Raw genomic sequence first — 19,734 nt, 5'->3', positions numbered from 1 at the left:
ACCGTTTGTGCGACAGTCCGGTCATTGCAGGTGTTGGGAGCGAGGCCGGCTCTGGCACATCATGGCGTGCCCCATCACATGTCTAATGTGCCTGCGTCGCTATGGTTCTCTCCACCTGCGCAAACATTTGCCAGGTAGAGATAACGGGCCTGCTCACCCGCCGCTACGGCGACGTCGCCGGGTTGGAAGCGCTGCTGGCCTCGCCGGGCCCGGCCGGGCGGACCCTCTCCCTCGACGCACGGCAGACGGAGCGCTACCGCGCCGGTGAAGTCCCTCTGATGGTCACGGAGTTCGGCGGTCTTTCCGTGGGCGCCGAGGAGGACGAGTTCTCCTACACGCGGACCAGCTCGGACACGCAGTACGCCGCCCTGCTCGGCGAGATCTTCGGGGTACTGCACACGAGCCCGATCGTCGCGGGCTTCTGCTACACGCAGTTCATGGACACCGCCCAGGAGACCAACGGCCTCCTCTACACCGACGGTTCGCCGAAGCTGCCGCTGGAGACGATCCGCCGTATCGTCACCCGCACCGAGGCCGCCCCCGAGGAGTAGCCCTGGTCCCCGCCCCTGGCCGACGAGGGGTGATGACGAGGGCTACCAGGCCCTGCCGCCAGGCACGACATGCGCGGCAGGGCCTGCACCAGTCCCGGCCTTCTACTTGTACGCGACGGCCGTGGCAGCCCGGATATCGTGCGCGGGTGTGGTGATCCGCAGTACGTGGGTGTCGGCGTCCCAGTGCCAGGCCGAGGGGGTCAAGCGGGTGCCGCCCGCCGTCACCTCCGTCGGTGGTTCGTTCACGCCGAGGAAGGACACGGTCCAGGTTCGGTGGGCCGCCTGTCCTCGGAAGGTTCCCTTGGCAGGGGCGATCTTCAGCAGGTGTGCGTCCTTGTGCTCGGTGTAGCGGATCCGGGTGGTTGCCGTACGACCGGCATGCGAGGTGGTGCCGTCGTCCTCGTAGAGGGAGAACGCGCCGGATGCTCCCGGGGCCACTGTGATGCTGACCTTGTCGAGCGGGCTCTGGGTGTCGTTGGGCACGTTGTCGGACCGGGTGGTGACGATGCCGCCCGCCCGGACGAAGACCGGCATGGTGTCCAGGGTGGTCGTGATGTCGTACGTCGCTCCGCCGGCGGGTGCGGTGTAGGTGCGGCCGGTGAAGTAGTCCGTCCACTGCCCGGGAGGGAACCACACCGACGTGGTGGTGTCGGTGCCGGGTGTGGTGACGGGTGCGATCAGCATGTCGGGGCCGTAGAGGTACTCGCTGTCCGCCTTGGTGTAGGCGTTCTCCTCCTCCGGGTACCGCAGGTACAGCGGGCGGACGATCGGGGCGCCGGTGGTGTTGGCCTCGTGCGCCAGGGTGTACGTGTACGGCACGAGCGCCTCGCGCAGCCGGAGGAACTTCTCCGCGGAATTCCGTGCTTGGGGGCCGTACTGCCACGGCAGGCGGTCGCTGTGGTTGCTGTGCAGACGGTCGACGGGCTGGAAGGTGCCGAACTGCACCCACCGTGCGTACAGGTCGTCGGGCAGCTTGGTGGTGCGGTGGGTCTGGCCGTTCGAGGTGTACGTCTCGGCTCCGGGGATGCCGTATCCGTCGTTGTGGCCGCCGATGTCGTGGCTGACGGCGGCGAGGCCGGTGGCGGCCGACTCCCCCGGCGTATAGCCGATTTCGGCGCGCAGGGTGCCCCAGTTCGACGTCGTGTCACCGGTGAAGTGGAGCGTACTGCGCTTGTCGGCCCAGGGGCCGGTGGGCAGGCCTACGCCGCCGCTGTAGCCGCCGGCCTGGAGGGAGCCGTAGGCGCGGGACAGGACGAAGCCGCGGTCGCTGGTCTCGGAGGTGAGGTCGGCGTACCTCTGGTTGATCCATGCGTCCGGGGTGGCTCCGGAGCGGGAGGAGCGGGAGGCGTCGCAGCACCAGTCCAGCCACCAGAAGTCGTTGCCGGCCTGGTCCAACGGACGGTGCAGGTCGAGGTAGGCCTTGAGCTGGTCGGGATCGCCGAAGTCGAAGGTGTAGCAGTCCGAGCCGGCGCTGCCTGCGCAACCGCCTTTCCTCAGCTTGCCCTTGGCCGTGCTCTGGGCCTTCGCGAACTGCGGGTCGGAGCCGAGGATGCTCGGGTGCACGTTCAGGGTGTTGTGCAGCCCTTGGCCGGTGGACCAGTCGAAGAAGGCCTTGGCGTCGGGGAACTTGGCCGGGTCGAAGTTCCAACCGCTCCAGGTGTTCGGCGACTTGAAATCGGTGTCCGTGACCAGCACGTCCAGCGGGACGTCCGCGGCGCGGAACGCGGGCAGGATGGTGTTCTCGTAGTCGCTCGCCGTGCGGTCGATGTACTCCGAGTACCAGACGCCGTAGGCCCAGCGGGGCAGCAACTGTGACGGCCCGGTCAGCGTGGCGAGGTCGGACAGACCCTGCTGGTAGTCGTGTCCGAAGCCGAAGAGATAGCCGTCCTGGTAGGGCCGGCCGCCGTGGGCGGGGCGTGGAGTGGCCTTCTTCGTGCCGGTGTCGTAGAGCGCTGAGGGGGTGTCGTCGAGCAGGTACCAGCCGTCCCGGTGCAGGAGTCCGGGCGTGGTCCAGGGGGTGGGTTCGGTGTCGCCGTTGAGTCCGTCGAGGCTGCGACGGTAGCCGCCCAGGGCGAGGTGGGGTGCGGGGGCGGCCTCTCCTTGCCGGCTCAGGGCGAGGGTGTCCAGGTTGACGTGGCAGCTGGTCGACTCCGGGCAGTTCAGGGTTACTTGGTCGGTTCCCGACTTCAAGTGGACGGGGACGGAGGCCGACTGCCAGGTGTCCCAGTTGTCGGTGGCCGGGAGGGTGAGGGTGTGGGAGGTCCCGTCGCCGGTGCCGACTTCGATCGTCCGTGGCTGGTGCAGGCCGTCGCTGCCGGTGCCGTTGGCGTAGCGCAGGTTCAGCAGGTAGGTGCCGTCGCCGGGTACGCCGGTGATCCGGTCCGAGATACCTGATCCCTGGTTGAGTTCGGCGGTGAAGCCGTAGCCGGCATGACTCCTGTGATCGGTGGCGATGACGGCGGAGCCCGACAGGAGGGCGTCCTCGGCTTCGCAACTGGTCCCGAACCGGCAGCCGTTGACCGTGGTCTTCGCTCGGGTGGGGTAGGTGGCACCGGAGGTGAGGAGGGCGAGGCTGTCGATGTTGACGCTTCCGGAGTCGGCGGCGGCGCGGTGCAGTCTGACGGTGTGCGGTCCGGCGCCGAGCGTCAGCGGCAGGCGGGCCACGCCCCAGGTGTTCCAGTCCGTTGTCGTGGGAAGCGTGAACGTCCTGTCCGCGCCGCCGTCCACGCTGAGGCTGAGGGTGCGTGCCTCGTGGTGTCCGTCGCCGCCCACCGCGTTGGCGTAGCGCACGGCGAGATCGTAGGTAGCGGCGGACGATGCCTGCACGTCCGTGGCCAGGGAGTTGTTGTCGACCTCGAAACCGGCGAGGAAGCCCTTGCCGGTGAACCCGCTGTGATCCGTGGCCAGACCCGGGCCGTCGTACAGCTGGTCCTCCGCCTCGCACAGGGCACCGACGGCGCAGATGTCGTGCTGCCAGGGCGCCGCGAGCACCGGCGTCTGCCCTGCCCTGAAGGTGGTCGTCAGGTTGTCGGCGTCGAAGGGTCCGGAGCCCACCCGGTAGCGCAGGGTCATGGCGCTGGTGGTGATGGTCAGGACACCGCCGCTGACGGACGAGGTGTAGGGGGGCGGTGTGAAGGCGTCCCGGCCGACGGCGTTGAAGGTGGGGCTGTCCTCGAAGCGGCCGTCGCCCGCGTACTCCGTACGGATCAGTGTCGGTGACAGGACTTCGAAGCGGGCGTCCTGCACCGTGACGGCGGAGGGGCGGTTCGGCCGGCTCCCGGTGTCCGCCGCCCCCACGCCCGGGGTGACCAGGCAGAGCCCCAGCGCCGCGATGGCCACCGTCCCGACGACGGCGCGGCGCCCCGGCCTGCGGCGGGATCTCGACAAGGATGATTTCACAGCACTCTCCGTCTCCGGCCCAGCCATGTCTGGGCAACCACCACCACGGCCAGGAAGGCTCCGCTGACGACCTGCTGGTAGGCGGAGTCGAGCGAGCCGATCTGGTTGATCACGTTCTGGATGACCTTCAGCAGCAGCACCCCGACGAGGGAGCCGCTGATGAAGCCGAAACCGCCGGTGAGCAGGGTGCCGCCGATGACCACGGCCGAAATGGCCTCCAGCTCCATGCCGCTGCCGAGAATGGTCACGCCGGACAGCAGCCAGGCCGCGTTCAGCGCGCCGGCGAGCCCGGCGCACAGGCCCGACAGCGTGTAGACGGAGATCTTCGTACGGGCCACCGGTGCGCCCATCAGGGCCCCCGCGTCCTCGTTGCCGCCGACCGCGTAGACGTACTGGCCGAATCTGGTCCGGCGCAGCACGACGGCGCCGAGCGCGAACAGTGCCGCGGTGATCCACACGGGTACTCCGATGCCGCCCCAGGAGCCTTGTCCGAGGGTGGCGAAGAAGGAGTCCTTGTCGACGAGATACGTCTTCGAGCCTTCGTCGGTGATGGCCAGCAGGATGCCCCGGGCGCCCAGCATCGCCGCCAGGGTGACGATGAACGGCGCCAGCCGGACGTGCGCGATGAGTACTCCGTTGACCAGGCCGATCAGTCCGCAGACGGCAAGGGGCAGCAGCAGGGCCACCGCCGTGCCGTACTGCGAGCCCCAGGCGGCGAGGACGCCGCCGAGGGCGAACAGCGAGCCCACCGACAGGTCGATGCCGCCGGTGACGATCACGAACGTCATGCCGAGGGCGACCACGGCGAGGAACGCCGAGGACAGCGCCATGTTCTCCAGGTTGTCGCCCGTGCGGAAGGTGTCGAAGCTCAGCGACGCCACGGCCATGGCGACCACGAGGGTGACCAGGGCGCCGTGTTGCTGGGCGAGCCCGCTCAGCCGCTCGGAACGGTTCATGTGCCCGGGACCGGCGCCCTTGCGGCTCACGGTGTCGGTCGGCATTCCGGCCTCTTCGGTCTGCGTGGTCATCGCCTGCCTCGTTCCCGGGCCGCGTAGACGGCGAGGACGATCACCACGGCCTGGGCGATCTGGGTCCACGACGGCGGCAGATCGTGCTTGATGAGGGTGGTGGTGAGCAACTGGATGAGCACGGCGCCCGCGACGGTGCCGCCGATGCGCACCCGTCCGCCGCTGAGCGGGGTGCCGCCGACGACCACTGCGGTGATGGCGGACAGTTCCATCAGGGTGCCGAGGGAGGTGGGGTCGCTCGCGGCGAGACGGGCGGTGGCGAGCACGCCCGCGATCGCGGCGAGGGCGCCGGAGCAGACGTAGACCACGACCAGGACCCGGCGTACCGGGAGTCCGGCGAGCCGGGCCGCCGGCCGGCTGTCACCGATGGCCAGGACCTGCCGCCCGAAGGTGGTGCGGCGCATCACGAACGCGACCAGCACCGCGAGCGCCGCGGCGATGAGGACCAGGTAGGGCACGCCCAGCACGTCGCCGGAGCCGAGTGCCGCAAGGCCCGGATCGCGTACGTCCTTGAGCTGGGGCAGCAGGACCAGGGCCAGTCCGCGTCCGGCGACCATCAGGGCGAGGGTGGCGACGATGGGCTGGACGCCGACGAACGCGATCAGCGCGCCGTTCGCGACGCCGACCACGGCACCCGCGAACAACGCGATCAACGCGGCGACCCAGGGTCCGTAGCCGAGGTAGAGCGAGAGCAGGGAGGTGGCCAGGGCCATCACCGAGCCCACCGACAGATCGACGCCCTCGGTGCCGATCGCCAGCGCCATGCCCAGCGCGACGACCAGGACGGGGGCGACCTGGACGGCCTGGGTGCGGAAGTTCTCCGAGGAGGCGAAGTGGGGGGTGAAGGCGAAGTTGAACAGCAGCAGCGCCAGGACGCCGGCGTACACGCCGTAGTCCTGCAGCAGGCGCAGCAGCCGGGTACGGTCCAGCGTGCCACGGGCGAAGGTGAGTTCAGTCATCGCTTTCTCCAGCGGGTACGGCGGCGATGGCGCGCATCAGCTCGCCCTCGGTGACGGCGTCACCGGTCAGCTCGCGGACCACGACGCCGTCCTTGAGGACCACCACACGGTCGCTGCCCTCGATCAGTTCCTCGGTGTCGGAGGAGATCAGCAGCACGGCGAGTCCGTCGTCGGCGAGTTCGTCGATGAGTGCCTGCACCTCGGCCTTGGCGCCGACGTCGATGCCGCGGGTCGGCTCGTCCAGGAGCAGGACCTTCGGGTGCAGGGCGAGCCAGCGGGCCAGCAGGACCTTCTGCTGGTTGCCGCCGGAGAGTTCGCCGACCTTCTGGTGCGCTCCCGCGGCCTTGATCCGGAGCCGTTTCATGAACGTGTCCACGATCCGGTCGACGCGGGCATCGGCGACGAGGCCGAAGCGCGACAGCCCGGGCAGCGCGGCGAGCGCGATGTTCTCGCGGACCGACAGACCCGGCAGGATGCCCTCGCTCTTGCGGTCCTCCGGCAGCAGGCTGATGCCGGCGCGGATCGCGGCGGCGGTCGAGCCCGCCCGTACCGGGACGCCGGCGACGGCGACCCGGCCGGTGTCGGTGGGCAGGGCCCCGGCGATGGCCTTCGCGGTCTCGCTGCGGCCGGAGCCGAGCAGGCCGCCGAGGCCCACGACCTCGCCGGGCCGTACCGACAGCGACACGTTCCGCAGACTGTGACGTACCGTCAAATCGGTCGCGGTCAGCACCGGTTCGGCGTCGGTATCGTGCGAGCCGGAGAACTTGGTCATGCCTTCCGCCCGTACCTCGCCGATCTCCCGGCCGAGCATCATCGCCACCAGCCGCAGCCGGTCGAGCTCGGCGAGCGGGCCGGTGTGCACGACGCGTCCGTCGCGCAGGACGGTGATCGTGTCGCAGAGTTCGTACAGCTCGTCCATGCGGTGGCTGACGTAGACGACCGCGACGCCGCGCTCGCGCAGCATGCGGATCACCTCGAACAGGGTCTGGACCTCGCGTGGTTCGAGGGAGGAGGTCGGCTCGTCCATGATGACGACGCGGGCCTCGACGGCGACGGCGCGGGCGAGCGCGACCATCTGCTGTGCGCCGACGCTGAGTTCGCGTAGCGGTCGGTGCACGTCGACCCGGATGCCGAGTCCGCGCAGTGCCTCGTCGGCCTCGCGGTGCATGCGCCGGAAGTCGATCAGGCCCAGCCGGCCCAGCGGTTCGCGGCCGAGGAACAGGTTGCGGGCCACGCTCATGAGCGGGACGAGGTTGACCTCCTGGTAGATGGTGGAGATACCGGCCTGCTGGGCCTGCAGCGGTGTGGTGAAGCGGACGGGCTCTCCGTCGTACGTCACCTCGCCGTGGTCGGGCCGGTACACCCCGGTGAGCACCTTGATGAGCGTCGACTTGCCCGCGCCGTTCTCGCCGACGAGCGCGTGCACCTGTCCGGCACGCGCGGTGAAGTCCACGTCGGACAGCGCGCGCACGCCGGGGAAGGTCTTGGACAGCTGGGTCACCGAGAGCACGTCAGTAGGCCTTGCCGAGGTCCGACCGGGCGTTGCTCTTGTCGTAGGCGCTGTCCTTGATAACGATGTCCTGCCCGACCTTCTCGCCCTTGGTGAAGGTGTCGAGGGTCTGGAAGGCGAGCGGCCCGAAGCGCGGGTTGGACTCGATCACCGCGTAGATCCATCCGTCCACGATGCTCTGTACGGCGTTGCGGGTTCCGTCGATGGTCACGATCTTGACGTCGCCGGCCTTCTTGCCCGCGCCCTTGAGGGCGTTGACGGCGCCGAGACCCATCTCGTCGTTCTCGGCGTAGATCCCGGTGATGCCGGGCTTGGACTGGATGAGGTTCTCGGTGACCGACTGGCCCTTCTCACGGGCGAAATCGCCGGTCTGACGGAACACGACCTTCAGGCCGGGTGCCTTCTCCTTGATGCGGTCCTCGAAGCCCGCGGTGCGCTCGGTGGTCACGTTGTTGCCGGCCGCGCCGAGCAGGATGGCGATCTCGCCCTTGCCGCCGGTCGCTTGGATCATCTGGTCCGCGGCCCGTTTGCCCTGCTCGACGAAGTCGGAGCCGATGAAGCTCACATAGTCCTTGCAGGCCGCTGCGTTGATCTTGCGGTCGATGGTCACGATCGGGATGTGCTTGGCGGCCGCGGTGCGCAGCACCGGCTCCCAGCCGTCGGAGTTGAGCGGGGCGATGACCAGCAGGTTCGCGCCCTTGGCGATGAGGTCCTGGACGTCGCTGATCTGCTTGGAGAACTGCGACTGGGCGTTGGCGGTGAGCAGTCTGACGCCCTGGGCTTTGGCTTCGGCCTTGATGGAGGCGGTCTCCGCGATCCGGAAGGGGTTGGCCTCCTTCTCGGACTGGGAGAAGCCGACCGTGGCGCTCTTCAGATCGAGTTTCCGGCCGCCGTAGGCGTCGATGGTGCAGGTCGGGCCGGTGGCGGCGCCGGGCGAGGCGACCACCTGGCCGGCGTCGTCCTGCTTCGAGGTGGCGGGCTTCGTGCCCGAGTCGTCCTCGGACCTGGTGCATCCAGTCGCGAGCGCGAGGCTCGTGACAAGGCCGGCGGCGAGAAGTGTTCGAGCGGAGGTGCGACGGGCAAGTGCGGTGGGCTTCATGAGTGTCCCCAAACGGCACGGCCCCGGAGCTGAGAGCGCTCTCGGGGAGGCTTGCTCTTGCGTCAACTCGGCGTGCTCGTCGTTCAGGGGAGGTTTTTACATCGTTGGAAGGGGCGTGTAAAGCCTTCCGTCCGAAATCTCGTCACCGTCGGCCCAGGGTGCTCTCCCGCTCGACGAGTTCGAACTTCGCGGTCAGTTCGCGGCCGCCGGGATCCTCGCGGCCTGACAGGCTGCGCAGCAGCGAGGCCACGGCCATCCTCGCGATGGCCTGCTTGTCCGGCGACACCGTCGTCAGGGTGACAGCACCGAAACGACCCTCCGCGATGTCGTCGAAACCCACCACCGCCACGTCCCAGGGCACCCGCAGACCCCGCTCGTGCAGCACCCGCATCGCCCCGATCGCGATCAGGTCGTTGAAGGCGAAGACGGCGTCCGGACGGACGCCGGAGTCCAGCAACTCGGCCATCGCACGCGCCCCGTCGTCCCGGTCCCAGCCGCCGACCGGCACCACCAGGCTGTCCGGCGCGGGCACCCCGGCCGCCGCCAACTCCGCTCGCCAGCCGTCCAGTCGGAGGTGGGCGGGCTGGTTCACGGAGTCGGTGCGCACGCCGAGGTAGGCGATCCGGGTCCGGCCGCGGCCCAGCAGATGACGCACCGCGCACCGGGCCGCCGCCACGTTGTCGATCGCGATGTGGTCGAAGGGCAGGCCGTACTCGCGCTCGCCGAGCAGCACCAGCGGTACGTCACCGGACCGGCCCCGCAGATCCTCGGCCTCCAGGGTCAGTGGACTGAGGATCAGCCCGTCGATCACACCGCCCCGGAAGCCTCGGCTGACCAGGATCTCCTGTTCGCGCTCGCCCCGCGTGTGGTCGAGCAGAACGGTGAACTCGTGCTCCGCGGCCGCGTCGATCACGGCGCCGGCCAGCTCCGCGAAGTACGGGTTGCCGAGCTCGGGAACGGCGAGGGCGATGATCCCCGTCCGGCCCTTGCGCAGATGTCGCGCGGTCAGATTGGGCCGGTAGCCCAGCTCGTCGATCGCCGCCTGCACCCTGGCGCGCATGGCCGGGGTGACGTGCGGATAGTTGTTCACAACGTTGGACACGGTCTTGATCGAAACGCCCGCGCGTTCCGCCACGTCCCTCAGGCTGACCCGCAAGGGATCTCCTCAGCGTCGACGAGTGCCCCGTACCCCGGGGTTTGTCATGGCCCTGGACAGAGGTCGAGAGCCGTGCTCTCATGCCAACTGCCGTTCCTTCCAACGTTGTACAGACTGAAGCAACGAGCCGCCACCCTTCCTCACCCAAGGAGGATTCGTGCGCATCAGACCTCTCGGACAACGCCTCGCCCTGCTGCTCGCCGCGGCACTGGGCCTTGCCGGCCTCACCGCGGCACCCGCGGCCACCGCGGCCGACGATCCCGTCGAAGTCCACGGCCTCAAGGGCGAGTACTACACCCAGTCCGCCCCCGGCGCCTTCGACTTCCACGAGCTCAAAGCCACCGGGTTCGACCCGAACCTCGACTTCGACACCCTGGAGCCGCGTCTGAACTTCGCCACCGGCCAGTCGGACGACGTCAGCGTCCGCTGGACCGGGAAGATCGTCCCGGAGAAGTCCGGCCCTACGACCTTCTCGATCATCGGCGACAACGGCTTCCGGCTGTGGGTCGACGGGAAGGCGGTCATCGACCACTGGGTGGACGACTGGGACCGCGAACAGACCGGCCAGCCCGTCGAGTTGACGGCGGGCAAGGCCTACGACATCAAGGTCGAGTACTTCGAGCACTACGGCGGCTCCAACCTCCACCTGCGCTGGACCGCGCCCGGCGGCACCAAGACCGCCGTACCGCAGTCGGCGTTCCGCCTGCCCGACGGCTACGACTACGACGGAGCCGTCTCCACCGCCGTCCTGGCGAGCGGCCGTACCCTCGCCCTCGAGTTCGCGCAGCCGCTCAGCACCCCGCCGACCGGTCTCGGCGAGCACCTCGACGCCGTGATCGGGGGCGCCGCCTGGCCCCTGGGCGATGCCCGGCTGGACTCCACCGACCCCCGGAAGCTGCTGATCACGCTGAAGGAGCCCGTCGTCGGCAACAAGACCGGCACCGCGTCCGGCCTCGCCGACCTGCGCTACGACGGTCAAGGCGGCCTGACCGGCACGAATGGCAACGTTGTCAGCTCCTTCTGGAGCAGCGGTGCCAACAGGTCGACGTACGAGTTGCGCACCAAGTGGGCCGACCAGGTCGGGCCGGGCAACGCCCACCCGGAGTACCCGAGGCCCCAACTCACGCGAGGTGCCTGGCAGAACCTCAACGGCACCTGGCAGTTCGCGGCGGCCACGGCGGGAGAACAGCCGCCCGTGGGCAAGAGGCTCGGCGAGAAGATCCTCGTCCCGTATCCCGTCGAGTCGCAGCTGTCCGGGCTCGAACGGCACGAGGACCGCATGTGGTACCGGCGCACCTTCACCGTCCCGGCCGGCTGGAAGATCGGCTCCGGCAAGAGGCTGCAACTGAACTTCGGCGCGGTCGACTGGCGGGCTGAGGTCTATGTCAACGGCACCAAGGTGGCCGAACACCAGGGCGGATACGACAAGTTCAGTGCCGACGTCACCGACGCCCTCAAGCCCGGCCGAACTCAGGAGCTGATCGTCGGCGTCTACGACCCCACCGACGCGGCCGACGGCGAGAACCCGCCGGTCGGCAAGCAGCGCCTGGACCCCAGCGGCATCTGGTACACGCCGACCTCCGGAATCTGGCAGACGGTGTGGATGGAACCGGTGGCCGCCGACCACGTCGACCAGCTCAAGCTCACCCCGGACGTCGACGCCGGCACTCTCACCGTCGAGCCGCAGGGCGTCCGCGACGGCCTGCCGGTCACGGCGACGGCCTACGAGGGCAACCGCGAGGTGGCCACCGTCACCGGTCGCAGCGGCACACCTCTGACCCTGCGCATCCGGAACCCGCGTCTGTGGTCGCCCGACGACCCGTTCCTCTACGACCTGAAGGTGAGCGTCGGCGCCGACCGTGTCGGCAGCTACTTCGGGATGCGGTCGATCAGGGTCGAGAAGGTGAACGGTGTCCCGCGCACCCTCCTCAACGGCAAGCCGGTCTTCATGATGGCCACTCTGGACCAGGGGTTCTGGCCGGACGGCCTGTACACCGCCCCGACCGATGAGGCGCTCGCCTACGACCTGAAGATGCACAAGAGCATGGGCTTCAACGCGGTGCGCAAGCACATCAAGGTCGAGCCCGACCGCTGGTTCTACTGGGCCGACCGGCTCGGCCTGATGGTGTGGCAGGACATGCCCGCGATGACGGCCGGAGTGAACCCGTCCACTCAGGCGCGCGCCGAGTACGAACGCGAGATGAAGCAGATGATCGACGAGCACTACAGCAGCCCGTCGGTCGTCATGTGGGTCACCTTCAACGAGGGCTGGGGCCAGTACGACATGGCCCGCATCGCCGACCAGGCCAAGTCCTGGGACCCCACCCGGCTGGTCAACTCCATGTCCGGGCTCAACCTCGGCGACGACGGAGGCACCGGCGACATCATGGACGAACACGGCTATCCCAGTCCTGCCCTGCCGCCCCACCCCGACGGCCGACGTGCCCTGGTCAGCGGTGAGTACGGCGGCCTCGGCCTGGCGGTACCGGGACACGCCTGGTCCGTGCAGCAGTCGTACGTCGACGTCGACCCGGCGACCTACACCGACGACTACCTGGCCAAGCTCGCCGAGGTCCACGCGCTGGCCTGCGAGGGCGGCAACGGCGCGGTGTACACCCAGATCTCGGACGTCGAGGGTGAGCTCAACGGCCTGCTGACGTATGACCGCAAGGTCGTCAAGCCCGATGTCCAGCGGCTCAGGACGGCCCAACAGGCGCTGATCTCCGACGCCTCACGGGCCACCCCGGCCGGGTGCGCCTGACGGCCGCCCGGAATCGGCGAACGCCTCCCCGCGCCGCGCCGAGTGTCCTGCGCCGTGTGTGAAAAAGGGTGCGGTCCGCCGTCATCCATGAGAGGGGTACGGTTCGCCGCCGTCTTTCGGACGGCGGCGGACCGCATTCCCGCCGCTGTCACCGGGTTCATCACCGGACTACTTCGGGCGGACTCCGTCCAGCAGGTTGTTCACGAGGCCGATGATGAAGTCGTCGGTGACGGGTTCGTCGGGGATCAGCAGCCGGTGGTAGACGGCGCCCCAGAGCTGGTCGACGAGGATCTGCACGTCGACGTCGGTGCGGATCTGGCCGAGCTCCTGGGCGCGGTGGAGGCGTTGTCCCGCCAGCCGGCGCCGCTGCGACGAGTACAGCTTCCGGTAGGCCGTGGCCAGGTCCTGGTCCGTCTGTGACTCGCCGATGAGCTCGGCCAGTATGCGACCGCCCGGGGTCTGGGTCATGACCTGGGCGAAGGCGCGGAGCTGGGCGAGCAGGTCCGCGCGGATGTCCCCGGTGTCGGGGAAGGCGAGCGTGTCCTCGACGGCGTGGAAGTAGCCGTCCAGGGAGAGCGCACCTCTGGAGGGCCACCATTTGTAGAGGGTGGTCTTGCTGACGCCCGAGGCCCGGGCGACACGTTCGAAGGTGAGGTCGCCGACGCCTTCGCTGAGCAGCAGGTCCCCGACGGTGCGCAGTACGTCTGCCCGGACCTCGTCCGCGGGCCGGCGCCCCCGTCCGCGAGCGTTGCCCTCCCCGGCGGCGGGTCGGTTCGCGTCGTTCGCCATGTGTGCTCCTGTTCGGTTGCCGGGGGCGTGTCGTGTGGCTTTCCAGGTGGGGTGGGCGCTGCCCGCGTCGAGTCCGCGTGGGTCATGTCGCGCGGTCACGGAGCGATGCGCAGGCTCGCGATCAGCCCGTCGCGCAGGCGGAACGTCATGGGGCCGGTGCCGTTGTAGCCGTTGCCGGTCACGGTCAGGGTGGCGACATAGGTGTCGGATGACGTGCCGGCCTCGATCGCGTCCAGCGCGAGGTGTGCCTGTACGCCGATGTTGTCAGTCCGGTCCCAGGCGCGCACGCCGTCGCGGCCGTGGTAGTCGCGACCCCAGTCGTTGAGCTCGGCGTCGTGGGTGAAGGCGGCGGCGAACGCCTCGGCGTCGCCTTGGTTGGTCGCCTCGACGAAGGTCTGGATGGCGGCGGGGATCTCGATGGTGCTCATGGTAGGTGCCTCCTCCGTGAGTAGGTCGGGGACGCTGGGCCTGACGTCCCTCCTGCCGTCCCGGGCCAGGGGTTTTCAGCTCTGAACGGTGAGCAGGTCGGCAAGGCCGATGCGGGTGAGGAAGCCGCGGCGAATACGGTCTGCGGTCTCGGAGACCTCCTCGGATCCGTCGTCGGCGGGGTCGATGTGCACCCGGTAGGGGCGCTGTCCGGCGGGCAGGGCGACGATGCGGACGATCTCGTCGGATACGAGCGACGCGGGCGCGTCCTCGGGGGCGAGGGCGGCGAGCTTTGTCGCCACCTGGTCCATCAGGCCGGGGTAGCGGCTCTCGTACTCGGCCTCGACGGTGGTGTCGTCGGGGTGGCCGGAGTGAGCGAAGTGGTTGGTGCCGCTGGTGAACGAGCCGGGGACGACGATCGAGGTCTCCACGCCCCAGCGGGCGAGTTCACCGGCGTAGGACACCGCGAGGGAGTCCATGGCGGCCTTGGCCGCGAAGTAGGGGGCGAGGTAGGGCGGGGTGCCGCCCTTGACGCTGGTGCTGGACACCCAGAGCACCAGCCCTTGCCGGCGCCGGCGCATGCCTGGCAGCACGGCGCGGTTGACGCGCTGGGTGGACAGGACGTTCACGTCGTAGAGCTCGGCGAGCTGGTCGGGGGTGAAAGCCTCGGCCGGCCCGGTGACCATGTGGCCGGCGTTGTGGATCAGCACGTCGATGTGGCCGTGCTCGGCTTCGATCCGTGCGACGGCGGTGTCGACCGAGAGCTGGGAATTCACGTCGAGCTCGATGGACCGCAGGTCGACGTGGTGCTCGTCGGCGTAGAGGGCGGCGGCCTGGACCTGGGGCGCGTTGCGGCCGGTGGTCTGGCGCATGCCGGCGTAGACGGTGTGGCCGGCGTCCGCCAGCGCACGGGCGGTGAGTGCTCCGAAACCGCTGGAGGCGCCGGTGATGACGACGACGTTGCCGGTGGTGGACATGGACGTGGTTCCTTTCCGCGGTGACGGTGGAGGGGCGGGGTGGTGCGGGTGCGGCCGGGGTCAGGCGAGTCCGCCGTTGGCGTAGAGGACCTGTCCGTTGACCCAGCGCGCGGGGCCGGCCAGGAACGAGACGACGTCGGCGATGTCCTCGGGCCGGCCCAGCCGCTCGAGCGGGGTCGCCTTGGCGAAGTTGGCGATGGTGGCGTCGTCCTTGCCGTCCAGGAACAGCGGCGTGGCGGTGGGGCCGGGCGCGACGGCGTTGACGGTGATGTCCCGGCCGCGCAGCTCACGGGCCAGGATGAGGGTCAGGCCCTCGACTGCGGCCTTGCTGGCGACGTAGGCGCCGTAGCCCGGCAGCTGGGTACGGACCACCGAGGTCGAGAAGTTGACGATCGCGCCACCCTGGCGGACCCTGCGTGCCGCCTGCTGGGAGACGACGAAGGTGCCGCGGATGTTCGTGCGGTGCATCCGGTCCAGGTCGGCGAGGTCGAACGTCGCGATCGGTGCCAGGACCATGATGCCGGCGGTGTTCACGACCACGTCGATGCCGCCGAGGGCCGACTCGACCGCGTCGAACGCCGCGCTCATCGCACTCTCGTCGGCGACATCGCCTCCCACGGCCAGGGCCCTGCCGCCGGCGGCGGTGATCGCGGCGACGGTGTCCTCGGCCCTGGTCCTGTTTCCGGCGTACTGCACGGCGACCGCGAAACCGTCCTTGGCGAGTCGCTCGGCCACGATGCGGCCGATGCCGCCCGAGCCTCCGGTGACCAGTGCGACACGGTCGGTGGTGGGGGTGCTCATGGGGGTCTCCTTTTCTGGCTCACTCATATGAACGACTCGTTCATATAACCATGAAATGAACGCGCCGTCCATATCTGAGGGCAGGGACCTTCCCGAACGCGGGGCGCGGCGAGCGCCGCGGCTTCGAGTGAGCCGTGCACGGTACGCGGAGATCGCGGAGGCCGATGCTCGCTCATAGGGCGGGACATGAGGGTGTGTCGGATGTCAGACAGGGTTTTCCGCCAGATGTCCGGCGCTTCACTCACGGGTCTTCGTGTCGGCGTGGGATGGCGGGGCGGTGCGGGTATGACGGGTGGCGCCGCACAAGCGAGTCGTACGTCGGGAGAGGCATGTCTGTCAGAGCCGAGACGTTCGGGTGTGCGGTACGGGGTGTGCGCCGAAGGGCGGGACGGGGTTTCGTGCTGGGGACCGTGCTGGCCCTGGTCGCGTTCGTTCCGCCGGCCGACGCGAGCGCACGGGCCGGGGACCCCGCCGCGGATACCGTCGCGTGGGCCACTCGTTACGTGGCGCCCGGGGTCGAGGTCCGTACCGGGGTGCTCAGTGACCCTCGGGCCGCCGGCGTGTGGACGGTCACCGTCCAGGCTCCGGCCGTCAACCGCCTCACGGGTGCCGCCACCTGGGCCCCGCTGGGTGACCGCGGCTGGGCCGACACGACCGCCGGGCAGTTGCGGGCCGCCGGGCTCACACCGCGCCTCGAACGGGTGACATGGGACCAGTACACCGACACGCCGCACGGCACGATGGGGTGGCAGGTCAGGGTCGGCCGGTACGCCACGCAGGCCGAAGCGGTGACGGGGGCCTCGGCGATCTCGGCCGCCGGTTTCCGTACCTCCGTCGAGTGGACGGGCTACGACGGACGCCGGCGCGCCGACGCGGAACGCATCCACGTGGCCGTCGTCGATCCGGCCCGGCTGCGCGGCACCATCGAGGTGAGCGACGGCGGTGACGCCGCCGACCGCGAGAAGACCTCGACGGTGGCCGCCCGGCTGGGCTCCCTGGTCGGCGTCAACGGCGGATTCTTCGTCACCTCCGACGCGGACGGCGTCCAGGGCACCTCGGCCGGGCTGTCCGCGGTGCACGGTGAGTTGCAGTCCATGGCGGCCGGTTCCCGTGCCGCGCTGATCCTCGCCGACGGTGGACGGCACGTCCGGGTCGCGGACCTGTCCACCACCGTGACCGTCCGTTCCGGCTCCGCCGTCCGCGCGGTGGAGGGCATCAACCGGGTTCCGGGCAAGGTGCGCAACTGCGGCCGCCCCGGCGCGGTGCCCACCGAACTCCCCCGCCAGGACATCACCTGCTCGCTCGCGGACGACCTGGTGAAGTTCACCTCCGAGTTCGGGGCGCCACTGCCGACCGGCGCCGGCGTCCAGGTGGTCCTCGACCGGCGTGGTGTCGTCGTCTCCCGCGGTGACCGGGGCGGCTCCGTGCCCGCCGGCGGCTCGGTCCTCCAGGGCACCGGGGCCGCAGCCGCCTGGCTCGCCGAGCACGCCGGAACGGGCAGCCGGCTGGAGCTGCGCGAGACGGTGCGGGACGCCTCGGGCAGGCAGGTCCGGCTCGGTCCCGACGACAGCATCGCCAGCGCGGCCCCGACTCTGGTCGAGGACGGCCGGGTCCACATCGACGCGGCCACCGAGGGCACACTCGACCCGCTCGACCTCTCCTTCGGGTTCGCCTGGTCCAACGTGCGCCAGCCGCGCACCCTGGCCGGCATCGACGGTCGCGGGCGGCTGCTCCTCGTGACCGTCGACGGCCGGCAGCCCGGTGTCAGCGAGGGCTTCACGCTCGCCGAGGCCGCCCGGTTCATGCGCTCACTCGGCGCGGTACAGGCACTCAACCTGGACGGCGGCGGCTCCACCGCCATGGCCGTCGAGGGCAGCCTCGTCAACGTCACGTCCGACGCCACCGGCGAGCGTGCCGTCGGCGACACGGTCCAGGTCCTGCCGCGCGCCGGACGGGACTGACCGCCCACGCGCGGCACCGTCGGGGCGCCGTGTCACCACCCCGCCGTCCCGCGACCCGCGGGGCGGCGGAGCCGCGCGCATCGGCAGTGAGGCCGCCGGCCCGGGCTGAGCTGAGCATGTGAAACAGGCACTCACCCGAAATACGTCGCCCGGCGTGTCTCACCAAGGTGCCGGGGCCGGTGGCGGGGCCACCGGGGGACGGTCGTCGCAGGTGATGGTGTTCGGCAGTTCCCAGGACGCCAGCCAGGGGCCGGTCGCGCCACCTCCGTCGTTGCCGCCGAGGTCGTTCACCGCGAACTCGGAGCCGGAAGGGGGGAAGTTGAAGGATCCGCAGTTGTTGATGCCGACCGCGCCGACGTTACGGGCGTCCACGTTCTCGAAGGACGCGGATCCGGCGGAGCGGGCGCTGAGCACGGAGGTACCGGTGCCGTCCACGCGGATGTCCTTGAAGCGGACGCCTCGGATCGCGTACTTGTCCTTCACCGGGAAGTCGGAGACCAGCATGATCGCGTTGTAGGTGTTGTCAAGGAAGTGGTCGCCGGTGACCTGGATGTCGGCGTCGATGTCCCGCTCCAGGGCGTAGAACCAGATGGCTCCCAGGCCGATCTTCCAGTTGAGCTCGAACGGCCCTGAACGGACTGTGGTGTTGTCCGTGATCTTCAGACGTCCGGTGAACGGCTGCGCGCCGAACCGGGAGCCGACCTGGATAGCGCTGCCCTCTCTGATGGGGTCGGCTATGAGGTTGCCGGTGACCGTGTTGTCGGTGCCGCCGTACAGGGCGATACCGTTGGCGAGGACCGGGGTCTGCACGGTGTTGTGGGCGAAGACGTTGCGCGCGTCGCCCGTCTTCTCCGACCACATGGCCAGACCGTCGTCGCCGGTGTTGCGGACGAAGGTGTTGGAGACACTCGAATCGGTCACGCCGGTATGCAAGTTGAGGCCGTCGGCGATCTGGTCGGCGATCACGGTGCGGGTGACGCGCAGACGGGTCATCGGGCCGTCGAACCACATGCCGACCTTGGTGTGGTGGAGGTAGAGGCCGTCGATCGTCGAGTCGCTGAGTGCCCCGCCGAGGGCGTTGACCTGGTCGGTGTCGATGCGTTCGCGTACGTCGCCCTCGACGGCGAAGCCTGACAGGTGGACGTCGTGGCTGCCGCCGTCCGCGGCGTCCTTGCCGTAGAAGCCCACACCGGTGTGCACCGAACCGTCGGGAGCAGGGGTGTCGAGGGTGACCTGGTGACCCTTGACGATCGTGTACCAGCTGCCGGCCCCGGCGATCGTCACGTCGTCCACCGTTATGTGACGGTTCACCTGGTACGTCCCCGGCGGCAGGTACACCTTGAGGTGCCGCTTCTCGGCGTAGGCGATGGCCCGGTCGAAGGCGTCGCCCGCGTCACGCCGGCCGGTGGGATCGGCCCCGAACGCGATGACGTTGGCGGCGTGCTTCTCGACGTGTGGCGCGCCCACGAGTTGCGTGTCGAGCAGGTCGATCACGGTCCAGGCCGCGGTGCTGTTCTTGGGCGCGGTGAGGCGGACGGTGTCGCCGGCCGCGTACCGCTTGCCGAGCAGCAGTCTCTGCTCGTCGTAGAAGTGGCTTGGCCTGAACGGCTTGTCGATGGTGGGTGTCGGGCTGGTGGCGGCGGGAACGCAACCGCATTCGGTGATCCACCAGTCGGGGTGCAGCAGGTCGCCCTGGGGGTCGTTGCTGAACGGGTACTGGTTGTAGAGCCAGGAGTACTGCGAGGTGAGGGTCATGGTGGTGTGGCGGCCGCCGCCGACGGAGACGTCGAGGGGCGCGGTGATGCCGCCGCCTTCGGGAGCGTCGGGGATGCTGTACCGCACGGTGAGAGCGTTGGCCGCGCGCGGCAGGGTGAACTCGACGTACTGGCCCGGCTCCAGGCGCACCGCCGTGCGGCCGGATGCCTCCGAGGGCAGCGTGTAGGCGGTGCGGTCGGGGCCGATGACGGTGCCGTCCGTCGCCGCGTTCTCCGCCTCCTGTTCGTCGAAGTCCACCGCGGCGCCCCGCCCCGCGACAAGGGCGGGATCGAGCCCGGCCCGGGTCATGGTGGCCGGGGTGCCCTCCCGGCCACCGTGCCCTGACGCCGCCGGGGCCGGAGCGCCGAGCCCCAGCACGAGTCCGGCGGCGGTCGCGGTCAGGGCCGCGAGGGTCCGAGCCGGTCTTCGCGCACGGCCCCAAAGCCGCTCCGCAGCCACGTGGTTGGTGTCCCGCGCCATCGGGTTCTCGTTTCTCTGGGAGCGGAGGTCACCGAGGGCAGCTCGGTGCACGGCGGCACGGCGGTAACGGGCCGTGCCGCTG

General features: G+C 69.9%; 14 protein-coding genes. 3 read left to right on the top strand and 11 right to left on the bottom strand.

What is annotated here, in order from left to right:
• Window positions 1-101 precede the first annotated feature (101 nt).
• A complete protein-coding gene (locus AB0N16_RS28525) occupies window positions 102-551 on the top strand; it encodes a hypothetical protein (RefSeq protein ID WP_365801523.1) in 450 nt (149 codons plus the stop codon).
• Between the two features lie 102 nt (window positions 552-653).
• On the opposite strand, the gene AB0N16_RS28520 is transcribed toward AB0N16_RS28525, so the two are convergent.
• The 6 genes from AB0N16_RS28520 to AB0N16_RS28495 all read right to left on the bottom strand — a co-directional run bounded on the left by AB0N16_RS28520 (window position 654) and on the right by AB0N16_RS28495 (window position 9,702).
• A complete protein-coding gene (locus AB0N16_RS28520; protein WP_365801521.1) occupies window positions 654-3,977 on the bottom strand; it encodes a TIM-barrel domain-containing protein in 3,324 nt (1,107 codons plus the stop codon).
• Window positions 3,947-4,951, bottom strand: a complete 1,005-nt coding sequence (locus tag AB0N16_RS28515) for an ABC transporter permease (RefSeq protein ID WP_365801590.1) — start codon at window positions 4,949-4,951, stop codon at window positions 3,947-3,949. Before AB0N16_RS28515 ends, AB0N16_RS28520 begins: the two co-directional genes overlap by 31 nt.
• Before the next feature lie 23 nt (window positions 4,952-4,974).
• Window positions 4,975-5,937: an ABC transporter permease gene (locus tag AB0N16_RS28510; protein ID WP_365801519.1), complete on the bottom strand. Its 963-nt coding sequence runs from the start codon at window positions 5,935-5,937 to the stop codon at window positions 4,975-4,977.
• Complete coding sequence (locus AB0N16_RS28505; protein ID WP_365801517.1) at window positions 5,930-7,447, bottom strand: sugar ABC transporter ATP-binding protein; 1,518 nt, start codon at window positions 7,445-7,447, stop codon at window positions 5,930-5,932. Before AB0N16_RS28505 ends, AB0N16_RS28510 begins: the two co-directional genes overlap by 8 nt.
• Window position 7,448: 1 nt before the next feature.
• The gene (locus AB0N16_RS28500; protein ID WP_365801515.1) at window positions 7,449-8,546 is read right to left on the bottom strand and encodes an ABC transporter substrate-binding protein; all 1,098 of its coding nucleotides are present in this window, start codon (window positions 8,544-8,546) and stop codon (window positions 7,449-7,451) included.
• Window positions 8,547-8,688: 142 nt separating this feature from the next.
• The gene (locus AB0N16_RS28495) at window positions 8,689-9,702 is read right to left on the bottom strand and encodes a LacI family DNA-binding transcriptional regulator (protein WP_365801513.1); all 1,014 of its coding nucleotides are present in this window, start codon (window positions 9,700-9,702) and stop codon (window positions 8,689-8,691) included.
• Between the two features lie 157 nt (window positions 9,703-9,859).
• Here AB0N16_RS28495 and AB0N16_RS28490 point away from each other — a divergent pair, with 157 nt between their 5' ends.
• On the top strand, window positions 9,860-12,463 hold the full coding sequence (locus tag AB0N16_RS28490; protein ID WP_365801511.1) for a PA14 domain-containing protein: 2,604 nt from the start codon (window positions 9,860-9,862) through the stop codon (window positions 12,461-12,463).
• Window positions 12,464-12,631: 168 nt separating this feature from the next.
• Here AB0N16_RS28490 and AB0N16_RS28485 read toward each other — a convergent pair whose 3' ends face one another.
• The 4 genes from AB0N16_RS28485 to AB0N16_RS28470 all read right to left on the bottom strand — a co-directional run bounded on the left by AB0N16_RS28485 (window position 12,632) and on the right by AB0N16_RS28470 (window position 15,456).
• Entirely contained in the window at window positions 12,632-13,252 is a 621-nt protein-coding gene (locus tag AB0N16_RS28485) for a TetR/AcrR family transcriptional regulator C-terminal ligand-binding domain-containing protein (RefSeq protein ID WP_365801509.1), read from the bottom strand.
• A 95-nt stretch (window positions 13,253-13,347) separates the two neighbouring features.
• Window positions 13,348-13,680 (bottom strand): nuclear transport factor 2 family protein, encoded by a 333-nt coding sequence (locus AB0N16_RS28480; protein WP_365801507.1) that lies wholly within the window; start codon window positions 13,678-13,680, stop codon window positions 13,348-13,350.
• Window positions 13,681-13,755: 75 nt separating this feature from the next.
• Window positions 13,756-14,655, bottom strand: a complete 900-nt coding sequence (locus AB0N16_RS28475) for an SDR family oxidoreductase (protein WP_365801505.1) — start codon at window positions 14,653-14,655, stop codon at window positions 13,756-13,758.
• A 60-nt stretch (window positions 14,656-14,715) separates the two neighbouring features.
• On the bottom strand, window positions 14,716-15,456 hold the full coding sequence (locus AB0N16_RS28470; protein ID WP_365801503.1) for an SDR family oxidoreductase: 741 nt from the start codon (window positions 15,454-15,456) through the stop codon (window positions 14,716-14,718).
• A gap of 329 nt (window positions 15,457-15,785) precedes the next feature.
• Here AB0N16_RS28470 and AB0N16_RS28465 point away from each other — a divergent pair, with 329 nt between their 5' ends.
• Complete coding sequence (locus tag AB0N16_RS28465) at window positions 15,786-17,417, top strand: phosphodiester glycosidase family protein (RefSeq protein ID WP_365801501.1); 1,632 nt, start codon at window positions 15,786-15,788, stop codon at window positions 17,415-17,417.
• A 159-nt stretch (window positions 17,418-17,576) separates the two neighbouring features.
• Here AB0N16_RS28465 and AB0N16_RS28460 read toward each other — a convergent pair whose 3' ends face one another.
• Window positions 17,577-19,652 carry a glycosyl hydrolase family 28-related protein gene (locus AB0N16_RS28460; RefSeq protein ID WP_365801499.1) on the bottom strand — a complete coding sequence of 692 codons (2,076 nt, stop codon included), beginning with the start codon at window positions 19,650-19,652 and terminating at the stop codon, window positions 17,577-17,579.
• Window positions 19,653-19,734 lie beyond the last annotated feature (82 nt).

Source organism: Streptomyces sp. NPDC051105 (assembly GCF_040682795.1).
Lineage (GTDB): Bacteria > Actinomycetota > Actinomycetes > Streptomycetales > Streptomycetaceae > Streptomyces.
Note: the sequence above shows the minus strand (reverse complement) of the source record. Positions and strands in the feature narration are given on the sequence as shown.

Coding starts and splice junctions, on each gene's coding strand:
- AB0N16_RS28525 (WP_365801523.1), top strand. CDS start 102: ATGGTTCTCTCCACCTGCGCAAACATTTGCCAGGTAGAGATAACGGGC.
- AB0N16_RS28520 (WP_365801521.1), bottom strand. CDS start 3,977: ATGGCTGGGCCGGAGACGGAGAGTGCTGTGAAATCATCCTTGTCGAGA.
- AB0N16_RS28515 (WP_365801590.1), bottom strand. CDS start 4,951: ATGCCGACCGACACCGTGAGCCGCAAGGGCGCCGGTCCCGGGCACATG.
- AB0N16_RS28510 (WP_365801519.1), bottom strand. CDS start 5,937: ATGACTGAACTCACCTTCGCCCGTGGCACGCTGGACCGTACCCGGCTG.
- AB0N16_RS28500 (WP_365801515.1), bottom strand. CDS start 8,546: ATGAAGCCCACCGCACTTGCCCGTCGCACCTCCGCTCGAACACTTCTC.
- AB0N16_RS28485 (WP_365801509.1), bottom strand. CDS start 13,252: ATGGCGAACGACGCGAACCGACCCGCCGCCGGGGAGGGCAACGCTCGC.
- AB0N16_RS28480 (WP_365801507.1), bottom strand. CDS start 13,680: ATGAGCACCATCGAGATCCCCGCCGCCATCCAGACCTTCGTCGAGGCG.
- AB0N16_RS28475 (WP_365801505.1), bottom strand. CDS start 14,655: ATGTCCACCACCGGCAACGTCGTCGTCATCACCGGCGCCTCCAGCGGT.
- AB0N16_RS28470 (WP_365801503.1), bottom strand. CDS start 15,456: ATGAGCACCCCCACCACCGACCGTGTCGCACTGGTCACCGGAGGCTCG.
- AB0N16_RS28465 (WP_365801501.1), top strand. CDS start 15,786: ATGTCTGTCAGAGCCGAGACGTTCGGGTGTGCGGTACGGGGTGTGCGC.
- AB0N16_RS28460 (WP_365801499.1), bottom strand. CDS start 19,652: ATGGCGCGGGACACCAACCACGTGGCTGCGGAGCGGCTTTGGGGCCGT.